Genomic DNA, 18391 nt, shown 5'->3' with positions numbered 1-18391 from the left:
TATTTTCTCTCTTGTCAAAATATTACAACTAATACGGAATAGACTTTGTAAAAGACTCCTGTGAAACAATCGCTTCTTTCATATCGATTTCTGAACTCGCTGTTTTTAGTTTTATCTTAATTCCTGTTGTTTCTCTTGGTTTTGTATTTCGATCTATTTCAATGACAAATTGTAATGCTTCATTAGGTTTAGTTTTCTCAAAAATTGCCATTGCTTTTTTTTCATCAAAAAACACATCGCTTTCCATACGCCTGTCATTAATGTCGTGCCAGACAATATTTATTTTTCTCGGAATAGCTCGTTTTTTTATAGGCATCATGTTGCCGTTTAAACTCAAAAAAATAGATTCAAACTCTCCATTGATATAATTAATTTCAATCGTTTCTACTTTATCTTCTGATTTGACGACTGGGTTTAAATGATATTCTTTAAAAAGCTTTTCCCAATAATCAAATGGAATTGCTCCCTGCTCCATCTGATTTTTTATTTCCTGAGGCAAATCTTCTGTCATGACACGAACTACGTTATCTCTTCCTTCTTTGTCTTTCATTATTTCGTGTGCTTTTCCCCAATCAACATCTTTATTTTCATGAGCTTGGTACTTTCCAACAATAGTCATGTTTGATGGACTAAATACATACAACACAACCATACCTCCAGGAAATAAACCGGCATTCACTACAAAATTATAGTCTTTAAAAATTCCAACTTTTTTAGTTTCGGTATCCCAATAAGGTCTTTCACTTCCGTTTATCATAAGGGATTCTATTTTCTTAGAGTCAAGCTTAAAAATTCCAGAATAACTTTTGTTTTCAGTAAAGGACATCCAGGTAACATCCAATGTTTTTGGAGATATTCCTGTTGCTTCTCCTGAAGAGGAGCCATCATTATCGCCAAGATTATAACTATTAATTACATCGTCAAATGGCATATAGACGTAGCTACTTTCTAGTGAGTTTCCTGTAATTAAATGGCCAGAGAAAATTTCTGCTGGATAATTTCTTGGGGTGCAAACTGCTGCAACCCAAGTATATTTTTTTTTATTCATATTGTTTTGACAAGAAATCAGAGGAACGTTTAATAATATTATTACTGCAATAAGTTGAATTTTTTTCATGTTATCCTGATATTATTTTTCGTTTCCATACAATATTATTGTGTTTATCCTGGTTTGGTTCCATACTAATACCATCCATACTAGCAGAACAGTGAAGATATTTATAAGGCCGAGCATTAATAAATTAAAAGGCTCGTAACACAAAAAACTTTTGATTGAGATAGCTAATATTTATTATCTTATTTAATATTTTAATGTACTTCCCTTACTCCATTTGATCTAGGATCCATTCCTGTGCCGTCGTAATCTGCTGACCAATGCAGGTATTCATTTCTTAGTATTCTTAAGTTTTTCTGTTCTTCAAGCTCTTTTTGGTATTCAAGATAGCGTTGATCGGACACTTTTACGCCTTTATATTTTTCATGTATCTTAGTAAACCACTTGAAAGCATAAGGTTTTCCATCTTCTAAAATGTAGTCTTTTAAGCGCTCTTTAACACTTATTAGCAGCTTGTCCTCTGATATTGAATACTTTTTTGTAATTTTTTCTATACTAAATGGCAAGTCATCTTTTATCCCATGGTCTGCCATAAAATGCAGCGGAATATAGCTATATGTTTTTTTTACAAATCGATCACTAGAGAGCTTATCACTAACTGTATAATTATGAATGACAAATAATTGTTTGTCTTTAAACCAGCCCTGGGCTATAAGCTCTTCTTTTCTCTTTAATAATATTTCTTTATCACCATTTAAAATTTCATCTTTTTTTTCTGTTCCATTCTCGTAACTGCCGCCAATATCACAATGCACTCCTGGAAATTTTTTCTCAATACCATAATATACAGGCTTTTGTTTTACTCCGTTAATTTCTTTGTCGACAGCTACATTAGTAAGATCAAAGTACACCCGATGCTCATTTTCTGCAACAAAATGAACTATTTTTTTTGCTTTTGTAATATTATCTAAATGTAATTGTTCAATATCATTAGAAAAATTAGGACTTGCTGTCAAAGTATCCTCAGAGTAAGAAGATACAGTATCGAAAAGCCCCAAAAAGCGAATTTTTACTATTTCTATCGTAAGCCCAGCTTTTTTCAATTCTGAGCCTAGATTGCCATAAGGGGCTATATACGGTACTTTTTGTCCGCTTTTAGAAACTTCATATACAAAATGTCTTGCAGCTGCCGCACCTCGGCTAAAACCAAAAACATCTATAGTAAGAGTTTTTACCTTGCAATCTTCCCCTTTAATCTTTCTAATATCTTTTGCTTTTTTAGCAATTTCTACGCACCCCTTTGTCACTTTAGCAACAATTCCTGTCTCTTCTGCTCCAAAAGCCTTACCGTCTATCTCGTCACCTTTTCTATCATCTGTCCCAATGCCTTCTATATAAACACCAATGTCTTTATCGTAGTTATCCCACAACCGTGCTACATTACTCCAATCGTTATTATAGCTAGTGCTATCCTCAGGGTCTCCTCCATGTTTTTTATAAGTTTCGGTTTTTGCCAAACGCTCTTGAGTATTCGTTTTATTGTTTAATGTACCATCAAAAAAAACACCTATTACTATATCAATTATTTTTTTTGGTGACTGAGGCTGAGTATAATTGCCAAAACTAATGTTTGTTGCCATGTTTAATATTTTAATTATTCACAAGTTATAACTGCCTTTTTTAGTTCTATTTCTTCTATTTTGTTTTTTACAAAAATTCGACAGCTTTCATTGTTTAGGGCTACTTTAAAAATTAATTCAATATCTTCTTTGTTCCCTAGTTTTTTAAAAGCATTTAGTATCTCTTGTTCATCAAAAGGATCTACCCAAACTCCATAACTATCTGTTGTTTTGTTTTTCCAAAAAGCCACAAAATAAAAAGGGATGGCTCTGCTTTGAAAATCATTTTTTAAAACTTCGTTTACTCCTAATATTTCTAATTCTCCATTTAGGAAATTTATAGTAGATGATTTCCAAACCCCTTCCTCAGGAAGTAGAATTACAGGTTTCCAATTGTATCGCTCTCTGTAAAGATCATACACAGCAGGGTTTGACCTACCATATTTTGCTATTTTTTCTAGAGTTTCGGGTTTAAATGTTTTGTAAATAGGGTCATTTACAATATCTTCTGCGTAATCTTTTTCTAACATATACCGTGCATTTTCATAAGCTTTTTCTTTGGTAATAATAGTATCATGCGCCTGAAAAACACCTACTTCTTTTTTAATGCCCGCAGCACTTGCCCAAAGCACCACACGCCCTTTGGGAGCTAAACCTATTATAAATGTATCATAAGTCGCTCTTTTATTGGTGTCATAATCCATAAAACCTTCTTCAAACAAAGCCGTGATTTTTTCTTTGTCCAGCTTCCATTTGCCGGTATAAAACTTTTTTTCTACCAATGAAAGCCAGGTAAACTCTAAAGTGTGCGGAATTTCCATTTGCTCAGTACTCACACTCATTGTACCTCCCTGATTACCCCAGCCTGTATTCTGTGTTCCCCATATTGCATCAAAGCCATAAGAGAAATCATCAGCAATTAGATTGCCTAGGTAAACTTCAGCAGGGTATTCCTTTGGTGCAGATACTGTTGCCAGCCAGTGATATTTTTTTTCTTTTTCCATACTTTTACAAGAAATTAGAGTCAAAATGAATAAAAATTGAATTATTCTGTTTATTTCTTTCATTTGTTTATTTTTCTAGAATTTATTAAACAATAGGAAATTTTTAACTTTTGATGATAATGTATGATGCAAAAACTATTTTTTATTGCCATCTGATATTATCTTTTTATTTGAAACTAAAATCAGGTTCTCCTGAGTAGCTTCCACATTAAATTGATTGGCGATTTTTGTTAATTCACCACCAACCACCAAATTATACTCCTGATTTACAGTCACTTTTCTGTTTTTAGAAATTTTGTTTATTCCCATAATTTTAAAACATTTTAGATTTCTCTGCACTATTAACCTCAACCATTTTACCACTTTGCAAGGTTAAATTCTCTTTATTGCTAAAGATAGTAACCCCAGAAGCTATTACATTTGAGGTATCTGCCTGACGTAAAAAATCCTTATCAACCAATTCTCTTCTATTGTCTGAACTTTCAGTAATATCTCCAGTTGCTCTTTGGGTCAAATCATTACCGGCAGTTTGAGAAATATTGTTTCCGGCATCACAATCCATATTTTCTCCCGCGCCAATTTTTATATTTTTACCTGCGTTAACAATAAAATCTTCTCCTGCATTAATCGTGATATTTTTTGATGCGGTAACATTAATGTTCCCTTTTCCATCCATAAACCAGGTATTGCCTGATGGGTCTTTTACCAGAATACTCGAATTTCCTTCGTCAAAAGTAATTGTGCTTCCTGTGCGGGTATAAATACTTTTGATGTTGTTTTTAAGGTCACCACCAGATCCCGTTTTACCATTAAATAAACTACCAATTACAAATGGTCTGTTGGGATCGTTATAGCGAAAACCCAGCATAACCTGATCGTCCACTTCGGGAATAAAAACCATACCGCGGTTGGTATTAACCTCACCACTACTTCCTGCATCAGGTGTCATTACGCGTAACCATGGTGTAGATTGTTGTTTGGCAGATTGCCATAGCATTTTTACACGTATCCTGCCTTGTCCTCTTGGGTCTTCATTATCTACTACTTCAGCTTGTTGCATTTGTGCTACAGGAAAAGCGATATTTGGTTCAGGCAGCTTGCGTATTTTGGCCGGCAAAGCTTTAAAACTGTTTTCGTACTCCCCTATGTCGCTGGCTTTATGAGTTATTTCGGTGATGATATAGATCCCTACTTCGTTGGTTTGGTAGTTGATTTTATTAATGTCTTGTCCGCTGGTATAGGCAGCCAATTTGTCTTTTACCTGCATGGCATCTATACTGATGCTCATCCCTATTCGTAAGCTTCTGTTTCGGCTAGTTGCGGTTATAAAATTAGATTCTGCTGCGGCACTTTGCTGCCTGTTTTGCAGTATGGTTTGCAAATACATATCGTCACCAGCGGCAATTCTGCCATATTCTAATGATGATGTAGCATATAGTTTTTGAGAAGCGGTTATGGCATCAGTACCCAATTTTGGAAATCCTTCTATCTGGTCTCTGGTTTTGGCTTGATACAGTTTGCCCGCATCTTCGTTATAAGTAAAGGCTCCAAACTGATTAGGAATTGCCTGAACAGAAATATTTAGGTTATAAAGATCTTTGTTATAAATCAATTTTGTAAACTCTGTAGCAGTATTTGGTTTACCAAAAAAAAGTTTTTCTCCATCATAATACAACCATTCATTGTATTGTTTGGCTAAGCGTTGTATGAATTGAAAATCAGTTTCGAGGTATTGGGTCTGATAGTCTAAGTTATTGCCAAACTCTGGTTTGATATCGTTTTGCAATTGTTCACCTGCTGCTGTTTTTATTACTTCTTCAACAATATCCTGCAAGTTGGTATCTTGCCAGGAGTTTAGTTTTGGTCCCGATTCAAGAAGTATGGTTTTAGAATAACCCGAAATAATAATCTGGCTTCCCACATGTCCTAATTCCTGGGCATATTGAATATTGGTTACTATTCCCAAAAAATTATTATTGTTTTCAAAAACAATGTGCAAAACGCCTCCCAACCATTTTTGAGCGCTCTGCATCGTGTATGCTCTTGGTTGTTCGATCACAGAATGCGGAACACTAATTTTAAAATGATGGTGGTTATTTATGGTTTGGTGTAGCTCGATAGTCGTGAAATGTGAGATTTCTTTTCTATCAATACCAAATATTATTTTAGGAGTAACCATAATATGTTTAGTTATAAGTTTGATTTTAATTTTTAACTTAAATAGATTATAGTCTAAAATTCTTATTTCTAAAGTTCTTATACCGAATTCGATTCTAAGCTAAAAATATCATGTTCTGAAAATATAGAAGTGATATTAATCAATGTTTTGTTCAATAAATTGCATAAAAAAAACAAGAAGCGACACATAACCGCTTCTTGTTTATCAATAGGGAAAAATTAAATTTTAGCCCAATTGTTATCTAATGTTGCATTCCCTAAAGTGATTTTTTCTGCTGAGAAAGTGATCTCAGTAGTCATTGGAGTTTCTGCCATAGCATCAAGCTGCTCGCTGAAGAATACAATAAATGCATTTTCAAAAGAAAGTTCTTTCATTACTTGTTCAGAATCTGCTTTGAAAAATTTTACTTTTCCGCTTACAGGTTTGTGCTGACTGTTTACTGCCTGTTCAATTACAGTAGTATTGTCTGTAGATTTTAATTTTAGGTTTAATCTACCTCCTTTAATTTCAGATGAAACAGCTCCTTTACCATCAGTATGTCTTAACATATCAACTTTTGAGAATAATACTTGGTACTCGTTTCCTTCGAATTCTAAAATTGCTTTAAATGCCATAATAAAAATAATTAATTTGTAAAATTGTTAAAAATTGTTTTTAGAACCCTCTCTCTGTTGTCTGACTAGTATAAACAAAAAAAGAGGCATTCTATATGATTTTAGAATACCTCTTTTTTGTACTAATGTACTTTTTTGATTTGCTTCTTGTAGGAAGATGAAGAGGATTCGCAATCAATTTGTTTGTACGAATATACAACTACAAATGACATAACCAAGCCAATTTGTAAAATTTTTCATAAAAAAAATAAAAAAAGGATTTAACAGAATAATTATAATATGTAAGAATTCAGCATTTACGTGGTGTGGCAAGGAATTTGTATATTTTTTTATATTAAAAAAACTACTGAATTTAAAAAAAATACAAAATTTCTATATATTGAAAAATTATTACTGTTTCATGTCTCGTCTTTCATTTACCTAGCAGTATTCATTAGGGAAATTAACTATGCTAATCAAAATGTTTTTTCATGATTTAACTTTGTCATGAGTTATTTAGAGATGTTTAAAACAAACCTACGCAATCATCTAACAATCAACAGCTATCACATCCAAAATAGAGTCATTATTTATATTTTCAATTTTCACCAACACATCTCGACACAAGGACCGTTTAAAATCATTTTTATTTGATTTAAAATATTATAAAATAAAAAAAACAACCCGAAGGTTGTTTTTTTATAAAGAGATGACTGAAAAAGATTATCTAAAATTATTATTGTTTTTAAATTTATAAACAAACTCGTTAGACTGTTTATCTCCCGGAAGATTGTACTTCATTGTTATTTCATAGTTTCCATATCGCATAAAGAGAAAACTAGCACCCATAAAACGTTTGGCAATTGAATCGGCACTTGCATCTCCATTAACATAAGCGTTAATAATTTGATTGTTTAAATCAACCCAATCCTGTTTGTAAAGCAACGGCATATTATACTTAAATGGAAAATTTCCTTTTGTCCATGCCTGGTTTACATTATTCTCTATACTGCTCATGTAATAGGCATTAAGCGGAATTGCTTTTGCAGGAATAACGCCCAGCTCTTCTGTATCTCTATTATTGATAGAAAAATTACCATTTAGCGGATAATCTTTATATAAGTACGGAAATATATCAGCATTATAATACTCATCATTTAATTTAGACTGCGCAATTATTAAAGCTTTATTGTCACTGTAAGCCGCTCCTTGCAGTTCTGTTAAATCAAATGCTTCCTGACTTGAAATAGTGTTAGTCAAATAAATAACATCTGAATACAGGACTCCAAAATTATAATTTTGCGTATTTATGGCATTCATTTTAGAGTTGAATGTTTTGTATTTACTTGTATTAAATGAGTAAGCTAAACGTTCAATACTACCTTCTGCTTTTGATAATGCATCAGCCTGATTTTCTTTTATCTGTATGTCATTTCCATCTTCGCTAATTGTATTTGTTTTTGTTGCTGCTGTAGTATTTTTTTGTGCAGTTTGTTTCAAATTACTTACTATAGAAAAGTTGTATTTTTTTTCCTGATTAATATTTGGTAAATCATAATAAATTTCATTTGAGCCGGTATTATAATTAAAAGCTGTCGCCTTTGAATTAGAGGTTCCGTCTTCATCTACTTTGATACTGGTTTCCCAACTTCCATCTTCAAACAAGTAATCCTGGCCTCGCTTAAGTTGAATATAACCCTTTGGGTATTCTTCTTCCAGAAAATATTTTTGATCTACAACAGGATAAGAATACTTAACGTTAGTAAGCGGAATATGATTAGGTGCACCCCCTGTATTAAAGATTCTTTCTTCATATTCTGTAGCTACCTTTCCATCGACTTTTATCGGCTGAAACACACCGTTTATCATCTTTTGAAAACTAACTTCAACCTGAACTTTAAGTTCTTTATTTGGTGGCAAAATGTCTGCTGATACAAAACTAACTTTATCTTTCATTGATCCCCACTCGAAAACACCAGGAATTTCTGTAGTACCATCAAAAACCTTGAATTTTTCTAATATTACTTTATAGGTGACATCTCCAACATCTTCAGGGATTACAAACGCTTCGTTTACTTTCATTGAAAAAGCAGCTTGTGGTACAGCAAAAACATCTACATCAGTTGAACTTTGTTTTGGAGTTACATCTGTTATCAATTTAAGTCCTCCTAATGGTGATGCATTTTCAAATTGACATTCTTCTCCTAGTTCAAATTTAAAACGGAATTTCCCTTTTATTAATCCGCCAAGAATATTCATGTTTCCGGCTACATAACCTCGCATCCAAACGGGATTTGGTAATTTTGCCTGCAATAAAACTGCAGCTCCTCCTGAGATAATTGGAACTTTGAATTTTAAAAATGATAGTTTAACCCTAATTCCTAATTCTCCTTGCAGATATGCATAAGATTGTCCGTTAGCATACCATCCGTTTATACCTACCTGATCTCCTGTATTAGAACATCTCGCTTCCTGATAATCTTTAAGCATAATATCGAATCCCATTCCTGCCTGAAAACGGGCATAAAAAAGTAAGAAACTCAAATCTCCAGTGTCAAAATCTAAGCTTGCGCCAAAGGCTAAACCTCCTCCATTTGCTAAAGCATTTTCATCACGCATATAATCTAATTCCTGGACATCAACACCCAAAATTTGCGCAACAACCGGTGGCGGTGGCGGACTTCCCGGAAGAACTGTTCCTGCCATAAAGTAACTTGTTGTTTTTAAGAACATTCCGGCTACCCCTATTTTAATACCACATCTGTCATCTGGCGTCCCCATGTACATGTACCAGTCTTTTGGATCTTTATGGAAAACTCCCCAAACGGCTCTTCCTCCCGGTCCTGTTCCTGAAAGGAAATTACCTGGCGTATTGATATATACATCTGTTGTAGCATGCATAGAGTTATTCTGAAAATCAAATTCAATAGCTGCTGCCATCTTTATTCCTACCGCTGCCGATAAATCTCCGGGAATGGCTTCTTTTGCTTCCGGAATATATTTACTGGCAAAAGAACCCTTAAGATCACTATCTGTAACTCCTAAGAAACTTTTCTTTGATGTAACATTTGAAGATACTTTGGTCATTAAGTCCGTAATATTTTTTAGCCCCGGTATTTTGGCCATAACATTGGCTTTACCAAAAATAGCAAGTCTGTTTACGCCTCCTTTTGAGTTAAAAGCCATTTCAAATCCGGCTTCACCATCACAAATAGTCTCTGAACCTACATGAAAATAAATTAAGGCTTTAATCCCAAGACTTATTTTTTCATCTGGTGTATAACTTAGTCCTGATGGAGAAAAGTCGCCAATAGCTACATCGGAATTTCGGTGCATTTTATAATAAGCCCCTCCGCCAAAACCATTGATCATAAATGGTGCAGGAGTTGGCTGCCATTTTACTGCGGCATCAAAATACCAATATCTAAAAGTAGTTCGTCCAAAAATAGCCTTTGCTTTTACGTTCACTATTTTTGCTACATCAACCTCTAAATCAGCATTGAATCCATCTCCATATACGGGATCTTTTTCCATCAGAATAAGACCTCCTTTAATGGTCAATCCGCTAAATTCACACTCAATATTAATGGCAGATAAATCCAAACCATCATATCGGCTTCTCTGTCTGTATCCGTCATCGTACATTTTACCTTTTATACCAATTCTGGCTGTGGCACCGGCTCCAATACTTTCCATTAGATTAATTCCTAAATCAAAATCGATTCGGGAATTATCTCCATTGATAGCAACATTTATATTACCAATTGAAACAGGGAAATTACCAAAAGCAACGGTACCTTTATACCCCATATTTCGAACTGAAATGATTGGTGAAACGGTTTGTAGCTGTAAATTCTCAAAAGAAATTCCTTTAAAATCAACTGTTTTTTTTCCTTCTACATCTTTTTCATCAGATGCTCCTTTATTGGTTCCAAAAGAAACTGTTCCGTTTAAATTGGCTTTTGGCAAAAATTTTCCGTTAACCAATTTTAATTCAACAGAACTATTGGGCAATAAGAGGGCTTTTGCTTTCCAGATATCAAAAGCTATGGAATCTTTTGTAACAACAATTAATTGCTGTTCTTCCATGGAAATAAAACCATTATAAGCCAAACCTGCTCTATTTGTTTGGGCTGGTTTTACCGGAGTTGTTGCTGTATTTGCTGCTCCGGTAGCTGGTGTTGTTGTAGTTGGTGCTGTTGCAGCGACTGTAGTTTCTTTCTTTTCCGGCGTTGCTTTACTTATTGGCAAAAGAATCTGACCGCTCAAATTTGCTTTTACAAAGGTATTGGCAGCAATTGTTACATCAATATGATCCAGAGAGTAAGCCCAGGATTTTTCCTGACTTGTAATACCTCTGTCGAGTGGAAAAACATTATCTGCATAAAAAGTTCCCGAAACTCCATATTTATCTATAATAAGATTTTGTGCTCCTACATGAAGCCTTTCTTTACTTGATGCAGTATCGGTGGTTTGAAATTCTTTCGGCAAACCAACATCAAAAGTCTGAATGAACACACCTTTCCAGGCTTCCTGACTTGGCACTAAAAGTGCATTTTTTGTATAATATTCAGGAAATACAACTGCCGGATCGTTTTTTAAATCACTTAAATCTAAAACTGCATTACTGACTAAAAACTGAAAATTACCTTCAAAATCTTTTCCATTTCGTTTGTCTTTGAGTGTAAAAGGCTGCAAGCTTACATTAAGCAAAATATCGTTCCAACTGCTTGCCATAAAGCTAAACTCCCCTCTAACTCTATTTGGTATTTGAACAGTTTTTCCGTTATAATAGGTTTTTGGAACTGTAGTTTTTGCTTCATCTACAGTTTTAGTTATGGGATCAATTGGTAATATAAGATTTCTTGAAAACTCTACTGCTCCGGAAATTTTCATTTCTTTAAAACCGTCGCAATCAATCGTGACATACGTTAAATCCTTAACATCTCCGGTTGCCATATCAAAACCGCCATAAAGAGATACCTGCCATTTGTTATCGCTAAACGGAATATCTACATTGCCTAACAATACCAATTTAGCTTCACCCATAATCCCTCCCTGATGTGATAATTTTACATTATCGGCACCAAAAAACAATTGCATGGGTTGCCCATTTTTGTCTTTTTGTGGAATATCAACTCGACAAAAAACAGTCAAAGTAGTATATTCTGGCGAAAAAACAGCTTTGGTAATTCCGATGGAATACTGAACATTGTTTACAGTATTTCGAATTCCGATTGGCAATTCTACCAAATCCTGATTCGAAAATTTATCTACCCAGCGATCAGAAGCTTCTATTTTTTCAATAGCGCTTGAAGCTGCACCGGCTTCCTTTGGAGCTGCAAGATCCTGCCCGTAAGAAAAGACAACTGAAAGTAAAATAAATAATACCGATAGATGTGTTTTGTAAAATTTTTTCATAAGCAAATAATGATGTTTTTTTGTAAATGAAGTTTAATAACTCCTCTATATTTTAGCCTAACTTTTATTGAAACAATTCTTAAACTCTTCTTATAAAGAAGAGCAATATCCTTTTAATTAATCTTTAAATATTTAAATTCAACCTCATCATCTTTGACATTTTTAATGGCTAAATCATGATAAAACGGAATCAATTTTATTTTTAATTCTTCAATTACTTCTGTATCTGTTTTTTTCTCTTTCATCATTTTAAAGAATTGATTAAGTTCTTGTTTATTAAAATTTGAAAGATTTTCATTTTGGTGAATTTCAGCCGCTGGTGTATTTGCTAATATTGAAATTTCATTAATCATCCATCTATGAACTAATAAAGGCTGTAATTTTTTATTTTTTCGCTCAACTAATTTTAAATACGATTTATAACTTGTTTTATTTGTTATATCTTCTTCATTTACGCCGTGTAGTTTATGTTTGTTGACTCTTCCGAGCGCCATAACATAATCATTTTCAAAACCTTCATCTTTTCGCATCATTTCTTCTCTTAAACTTTTTACTGTTTCAAGAATATAATTATTGTATTTGTCTAAGATATCATTATTTAAATCATAAGCTTTTAAATAAGTCAACGCTTTTTCTTTAAAGCTTTCATCATCAGGAGTCAAAGTTGTAAGGGTCAGCAAATGCTGCAATTCATCTGAATCTTCCTTTGGAATTGGTCGTAAAGCAAGTTGGAGATCCTGTAATTGCTTTATGATTTCATCTCTGGTTCCCTGATATGTCTTTTCCTTATAATTTATCTTTAAAACAGGATTTAAAACAATTTCCTTTTCTTTTTTAGATTCTTTTTTCGCTGGTAATTTTATTTTATCAATTGAGTATGCGTAATTGAATGTAGCGGTTAAATCATTAAATTTCTGAGTATTTGTACTGCTTCTAAACATCGAAATAATATTCAAACTAAAATTATGTTGTTCGAGCAACGTATAACTATTGTTGAACTTAATTCCAAAAACAGAACTCGAATTCATATCTCCCTGAGAGTTATTATACAGAAATCCCAAATTAGTATTTAGCTTGTCTTTAAATAACTTCTTAGAAGCTCCAACTGAAGCTCCGGTTGAGGAACTATTGTTTATACCCACTTGGTTATTAGTGTAATTAAGTGAGCTGTTTAAGCCTACTTTCATCTCAATAAAACTTATCGAATGTGCTAAATTGTAATTTTGAACGGTACTTGCCTGACCTCTGCGTATTACTCCGCCCTGCTCATTTGCCTGACCAGCAATACTATAATTGAAATTTAAATTTTGATTTCTTTTGCTCCCAAAAGCATACGACATATTTACATTTGCATTTTGCGACAATTGTCTATAATCTAAAGTATCGGATACTACTACATTTGGATTGTTTATGAGCTCAAACTGATCCAGCTTTTTATTTGTATACGTTGAAAAATTAGAATAACTACCCGTAATATTAATTTGATCTGTTACCCTATAATTCATGTTGATCGAACCAACAACACGCTTGGTATCTTGCTTTTTTTCCTTCGCCAAATCGTCTCTTTGAAATCCTAAACTGGTCGATACCGTAATTTTATCCTGATAAAATGGGCGTGAAAAACGCAACGCAATATTTTCTAAATCATTATTAAAATACAATGCTCCTAATGTATTGTAATTAGGATCTATACGCTCATAAGTTAATCCTACAATACTTTTTTGAATATTATAATCAAAATTTACATTTAATGCATTCATAAAACTTGTACTTTCTTTGCTGGAAAATAACTTGTCTCTAAAATTTCCACCCGAAAGGGTATTACTTCTGGTATCATCGGTTAAAACAGACAAGGCATATTCTACATTTAAATTTAAATTTTTGATTACAGATGTACTAAAAATCAAACTGTTTACAAAATTTTCTTTCGGTGTTACTCCTTTGTCAGTAACCATTGTTAGTGAATTAAGATCATCTTTGGCGTAAAAACCAATCCAGCCCAATTTATATCTTTCTTTTTCAAAACCTATTTTTGCTCCATAACCAAAACGTTGGTATACCGGAATTCCGCCTAAAGCTTCGTCTTCTGAAACTGCTTTTAATAGTTGTCCCCCCATTAAACTTATTTTAAAAGGGCTTTGCGGAGTAAGTTCTAAACCAACTCCTTTAAACGGAAAACCACTTAACGTATAAGGCGAAAAGGTCATACTTACATTGCCTATATAAGCCTTTACCCACTTATATTTTGGCATAATACTTAATCGGTTAAAATCAAATGGGGCTGTATAACCTAAGTTATTTCCCTGATTCGTTATGCTATAAGATAACGGAACGCTAAAATTAAAAGCACTAATATTTAAATTTCCTGAAAGCAAATAGGTAAAAGGCTCACGTGAATTTTGCGTATCAGCATTAGATGTATAATACATCATATTTGCATTTACATTACCTGTAACTTTAAAATTTGGCTTGTAAAAATTCTCTAAGTCTACATCCTGAGCATATCCCTTCCTGCAAAAAAAACAGGCAAAAACGATACATAACCAAAACAAGATCTTCTTATTCTCTCTCTTCATTTATTGGTTATTGTTTTTGTACTTTGATGTCACATAAAATATAAGAACTTGTTCCGTTCTTAACCATATCTTTAATTTTTATGGCTCCTTTTCTTCCGTCTTGTGTTTTAAATAAAATGATTCTTGGGTAGACCAAACCAAATTGCTGTTCTCCCGCAGCACTGTAACTTATGTTTAAAGATTTTATCGGACTGTCATTTACCATAGCATCAAACTGCGATTCTGTGAAGGTTAAGCCACAGTTACACAAGTTTTGAGAATTGATAAAAATGGTGCTTTGTGCATTTTGTAATGACAAAAACCCATAATTATTTGCCTGATCCGGCGATATAAACCTATTGTAAGTAAAATTGCTGTTTAATCCCTGAAAAACGATATCTATAAGACCGCTATTTTGGTCGTTTATTTCATTTGCCTTATAAACCTGTCTTGTTACTGTCGAGAACATAGCACCAATATTATTGTTGTTATGTGCCGAATTTATTCCTAATTTAATATTAGTTAATGTGCGTAAATTAGTATCTGGCAAAACCGTAATAGTCGATTTAAAAATTTGGCTTGTTTTGTCATTAAAAGCTTCTAAAGTAACTTCATGACTGCCTGCACTTGTAAAAATAACTTTAGGATTCTCTTCTGTTGACGCAGATGGATTTCCGCCTTCAAAACTCCATTTATAACTAGTTGCACTAATCGATTTATTAGTAAAATTAATTGTTACGGGAGCCTCATTATCATCGTCTTCAAAATTTGGTTCATATGAAAACAGACTCACTAAATAAGGAGCAACATTTATGGTTTGAGTTTGTTTTTCTGATTCAAAACCATTTGAAACTGTTAGCGTTATAAGATGATCCCCAGGAGTTGTAAACACCACATTCGGTGGCGTTTTACCTGTAAAAGTTGCTGGAACTCCCTCCTGAAAATCCCATTTAAAAGTTAATCCTTCTCCAATAGTAGCATTCTTTAAAACGACCTCAACCGGAGAGTAATTGCTTTTTACAATTTCATGTGTAAACTCAATATTAATTCCCTCTTTTATTACTACACTTTTACTAAATTCTTTACGTTCTCCGTCTACATTTGTAGCTATTAATTTAATGGTATAAGTTCCTTGCTTTTTATATAATACTTCACCCGGATTTTTTGCAGACGAAATAGCAGGCTCACCACCTTCAAATGTCCATTCGTAAGTATCTGCTCCGGTAATTTTATTATCAATTTTAATAATGACAGGTATTGATTCATCTTCATTGGCATACGAAGTCGTAAAATCACCCTCTATGACTATAGCGGTTTCCTGATAACAAGAAGTAATAACAATAAATAAGAGTAAGAGTAAAGTTTTTTTCATTCAATTTATTTTAAAACATTACAGCTTTTTTAAGGCTGTAATGTTTTTTAATTTTTTATTTTTCTGCGGCTGTAAATTTTGCTTGAAAATCAGAGATTTTAATCATATCTGAATTTGTCACCAAATACAAATCGTTGTTTTTAATCTTAAAACTTTTAAGGTAAGTAAAATCAACTGCTTGACGGTGGGTGGCGTTTTTACCAAATGCTACAATTTTTAATTCTCCCTCTTTAAAAAGTGAGAAAGTATTATCACTAAGGTTTAATTTATAAATTCCTTTTCCTTTTAACACTAAAAAATCATTTTTTGAATCAAAAACAATATCTCTAAAATACTCACTACTGATTGTTGTTGAAAGTAGAGTTGTAATTTTCCATTGATTATTTACATATTCTAATTTTCGAATATTAGAACTAACAAAAGTATTGTCAATATCTAAATTGTCTATGAAATATAAAATGTTATTATGAGAAATTATTTTTGATACGCTTCCTAAACCAGCATCTAAACCTGTTCCATCTACAATAGCATTTTTACCCGAACCTGCAACAAAAACATCGGTATTTAATTCCGGAACAAATCGTTTCATCTGTTTATTGCCCTGATCAAATACAAAATAAGTGTTATCGTTATTTCCGGTAATGGCCGTAATATTGAACTTATTAGCAAGAGGAGAGCTAATTGGCTGCATTGTATAAAATAAATTTAGTTCTGTGTAATTATTCTGGAAACGAAATATTTTATTACCATCACTGTGATTATTATATGCTGTTAACAAAAAATCTCCTGTAGGACTTACTGCTAATCTACTTTGTAAAAGGCTAACATCCGTTATCCCTTTGAGCAATGTTGAATTCCCATTTTTATCAATCTGTTGAAATTTAATAAGATAGTCTTTATCATTTGGTGTTTGACCTACAATAAAGGCACCTCCGTCATTATCTATAACAAAATCGTCAACAGAATATCCCGAAATAAAATCTGCTTTAATCTCCCCTTCTCTTAACTCTTCTGTTATAGGGGAGTTGTTATCACCAGAATCGGAACTACAACTACTCAAAACCATAAAAATTTGCAACCCTACTACTAATAAAATTCTCTTCTTCATTATTTTTTATATTTCTATTACTTAATTATTTTTTACTTCCTAAAGTATAACCGTTACCTACTAATACCCTTGCAATATTCATAGCCGTAATATCTTTACTCATTTTATATCCTATCGGATTACCTCTATTATCAAAAGTTGCTTTTAGAACTTTCTTATCGAATGTAATCAACTCCTGATTTAAAAATTTATCATAACCTGAAACCATTCCGGCTTTTGCAAACCATGTCGCTATCAGATAACCATCTAAGTCAGTAACTTCGTATTTTAACTCTCCGTTTGTAGAAGGTGAAGTCATTTTAATATACCCGATTTTTTTATCGTTTGGATCCTGATTTTGTGCTTTTATACTATAAATAACACCTGTATCATCAATTGCTAATTGATAGGTATCTGCCAGGCTGTTTGCCTTATCAATATCACCCTGAATTCCCAATTTTTTTGAGGCTATACCTGCTGATGGTCCATTAATAAAACTTTCGATTGCTTCTTTAACTAAACCTTCTGCAGTAATATAATTTCTGTCAAACAATTCATAAATAATACTTCTGTCATAATTAAAGGCACTGAATTTTCTGCTCTTATTCTTAAATTCTAATTCGTTTGACTTTCCTGTAGCTTCATCTTTAAGTTCAATCCACGGAAGATCCATCGAAGTAGCATTATGAACATTTTTTAATTCTGCAGTTATATAATAGATTTTATCTAAATTATAGATTTTAAAAATTGGCTTCTTGCCTTCTATGTAACCAATTGTTTTTTCATCGAGTTTTATTTCTCCTTTATCAATTTTTATTTTTTGTGCAAAACTGCAAGTGCTTATTAGCACAATTAGTAGGGTAAAAATGTTTTTTTTCATAGTGTTTATTCTTGTATTTATCTTTTGTTTTTGAAAGTTCTATTTACTTTCGATATTGATAATTTTTAATTATCAATTAATTTTTTTTCCTTTTATTACTTTTATTTCATATCTTAAATAGCTAATATTAAGTGCGCTAAGTCAATAATTTTTGTAAGGTAAATGCTACTTTATTTGATTGTTGTTTTGATTATAAAATTTATATTTTTCTATTCTTTCTAATTTTATAGGAATTTATCTCTTGCTATAGAACATTAATATAAATACATTCTCCTTCTGTGATGTTTTATTAATTAATGAATTTCATAATTCCTTTAATGTGATTTTGTTCTTTAAAATTATTCAGGAAACGGGTAATCAGTTAATGGTAACCAACTCTCACCAATATTTGATAAATACTCTTGAATTCCTCCCAATTTATAAGCAAATTCAAATATTAAACTAGATTTAGTATCCTTAAAATCAATTATACTAAATGAAGAACCATCTATGTACTCTGTTGCTACTTCCTCTATTTGAGTAGAATTCTCTCTATTAAACTTATATATCAATTGTCTTACTGCTGCCGGAGCGTATAAATTTTGTCTAACTATCATCACTCTAATATTAAATTATCAATTAAAATTA

Annotated in this window: 12 protein-coding genes; all 12 read right to left on the bottom strand. The window is 32.6% G+C overall.

Going from position 1 to position 18391, the window contains the following annotated elements; genetic code table 11:
- Positions 1 to 28 precede the first annotated feature (28 nt).
- The 12 genes from SD960_RS08035 to SD960_RS07980 all read right to left on the bottom strand — a co-directional run bounded on the left by SD960_RS08035 (position 29) and on the right by SD960_RS07980 (position 18360).
- The gene (locus SD960_RS08035; RefSeq protein ID WP_318802135.1) at positions 29 to 1048 is read right to left on the bottom strand and encodes a DUF2931 family protein; all 1020 of its coding nucleotides are present in this window, start codon (positions 1046 to 1048) and stop codon (positions 29 to 31) included.
- Positions 1049 to 1308: 260 nt separating this feature from the next.
- The gene (locus SD960_RS08030) at positions 1309 to 2694 is read right to left on the bottom strand and encodes a DUF2235 domain-containing protein (RefSeq protein ID WP_318802134.1); all 1386 of its coding nucleotides are present in this window, start codon (positions 2692 to 2694) and stop codon (positions 1309 to 1311) included.
- 14 nt (positions 2695 to 2708) lie between these two features.
- Entirely contained in the window at positions 2709 to 3677 is a 969-nt protein-coding gene (locus SD960_RS08025) for a DUF2931 family protein (RefSeq protein ID WP_318802133.1), read from the bottom strand.
- A 135-nt stretch (positions 3678 to 3812) separates the two neighbouring features.
- Positions 3813 to 3986, bottom strand: a complete 174-nt coding sequence (locus SD960_RS08020; RefSeq protein WP_318802132.1) for a hypothetical protein — start codon at positions 3984 to 3986, stop codon at positions 3813 to 3815.
- Between the two features lie 4 nt (positions 3987 to 3990).
- Complete coding sequence (locus tag SD960_RS08015) at positions 3991 to 5856, bottom strand: type VI secretion system Vgr family protein (protein ID WP_318802131.1); 1866 nt, start codon at positions 5854 to 5856, stop codon at positions 3991 to 3993.
- 218 nt (positions 5857 to 6074) lie between these two features.
- Positions 6075 to 6470, bottom strand: coding sequence for a type VI secretion system tube protein TssD (tssD, locus tag SD960_RS08010; protein ID WP_042563897.1), 396 nt, complete (start codon positions 6468 to 6470; stop codon positions 6075 to 6077).
- Positions 6471 to 7172: 702 nt separating this feature from the next.
- Entirely contained in the window at positions 7173 to 11870 is a 4698-nt protein-coding gene (locus tag SD960_RS08005; RefSeq protein WP_318802126.1) for a hypothetical protein, read from the bottom strand.
- 113 nt (positions 11871 to 11983) lie between these two features.
- Positions 11984 to 14446 carry a hypothetical protein gene (locus SD960_RS08000; RefSeq protein ID WP_318802125.1) on the bottom strand — a complete coding sequence of 821 codons (2463 nt, stop codon included), beginning with the start codon at positions 14444 to 14446 and terminating at the stop codon, positions 11984 to 11986.
- A gap of 7 nt (positions 14447 to 14453) precedes the next feature.
- A complete protein-coding gene (locus SD960_RS07995; protein WP_318802124.1) occupies positions 14454 to 15797 on the bottom strand; it encodes a PKD domain-containing protein in 1344 nt (447 codons plus the stop codon).
- A 55-nt stretch (positions 15798 to 15852) separates the two neighbouring features.
- Complete coding sequence (locus tag SD960_RS07990; RefSeq protein WP_318802123.1) at positions 15853 to 16905, bottom strand: hypothetical protein; 1053 nt, start codon at positions 16903 to 16905, stop codon at positions 15853 to 15855.
- Between the two features lie 25 nt (positions 16906 to 16930).
- Positions 16931 to 17764, bottom strand: coding sequence for a hypothetical protein (locus tag SD960_RS07985; RefSeq protein WP_318802122.1), 834 nt, complete (start codon positions 17762 to 17764; stop codon positions 16931 to 16933).
- 338 nt (positions 17765 to 18102) lie between these two features.
- Positions 18103 to 18360: a hypothetical protein gene (locus tag SD960_RS07980; RefSeq protein ID WP_318802121.1), complete on the bottom strand. Its 258-nt coding sequence runs from the start codon at positions 18358 to 18360 to the stop codon at positions 18103 to 18105.
- Between the last annotated feature and the right edge of the window lie 31 nt (positions 18361 to 18391).

The organism is Flavobacterium sp. MMLR14_040, from assembly GCF_033657265.1.
Lineage (GTDB): Bacteria > Bacteroidota > Bacteroidia > Flavobacteriales > Flavobacteriaceae > Flavobacterium.
Note: the sequence above shows the minus strand (reverse complement) of the source record. Positions and strands in the feature narration are given on the sequence as shown.

What these genes read in the sequence shown, in the direction of transcription:
- SD960_RS08035 (WP_318802135.1), bottom strand. Translation starts at nt 1,048, where the DNA reads ATGAATAAAAAAAAATATACTTGGGTTGCAGCAGTTTGCACCCCAAGA.
- SD960_RS08030 (WP_318802134.1), bottom strand. Translation starts at nt 2,694, where the DNA reads ATGGCAACAAACATTAGTTTTGGCAATTATACTCAGCCTCAGTCACCA.
- SD960_RS08025 (WP_318802133.1), bottom strand. Translation starts at nt 3,677, where the DNA reads ATGGAAAAAGAAAAAAAATATCACTGGCTGGCAACAGTATCTGCACCA.
- SD960_RS08020 (WP_318802132.1), bottom strand. Translation starts at nt 3,986, where the DNA reads ATGGGAATAAACAAAATTTCTAAAAACAGAAAAGTGACTGTAAATCAG.
- SD960_RS08015 (WP_318802131.1), bottom strand. Translation starts at nt 5,856, where the DNA reads ATGGTTACTCCTAAAATAATATTTGGTATTGATAGAAAAGAAATCTCA.
- tssD (WP_042563897.1), bottom strand. Translation starts at nt 6,470, where the DNA reads ATGGCATTTAAAGCAATTTTAGAATTCGAAGGAAACGAGTACCAAGTA.
- SD960_RS08005 (WP_318802126.1), bottom strand. Translation starts at nt 11,870, where the DNA reads ATGAAAAAATTTTACAAAACACATCTATCGGTATTATTTATTTTACTT.
- SD960_RS08000 (WP_318802125.1), bottom strand. Translation starts at nt 14,446, where the DNA reads ATGAAGAGAGAGAATAAGAAGATCTTGTTTTGGTTATGTATCGTTTTT.
- SD960_RS07995 (WP_318802124.1), bottom strand. Translation starts at nt 15,797, where the DNA reads ATGAAAAAAACTTTACTCTTACTCTTATTTATTGTTATTACTTCTTGT.
- SD960_RS07990 (WP_318802123.1), bottom strand. Translation starts at nt 16,905, where the DNA reads ATGAAGAAGAGAATTTTATTAGTAGTAGGGTTGCAAATTTTTATGGTT.
- SD960_RS07985 (WP_318802122.1), bottom strand. Translation starts at nt 17,764, where the DNA reads ATGAAAAAAAACATTTTTACCCTACTAATTGTGCTAATAAGCACTTGC.
- SD960_RS07980 (WP_318802121.1), bottom strand. Translation starts at nt 18,360, where the DNA reads ATGATAGTTAGACAAAATTTATACGCTCCGGCAGCAGTAAGACAATTG.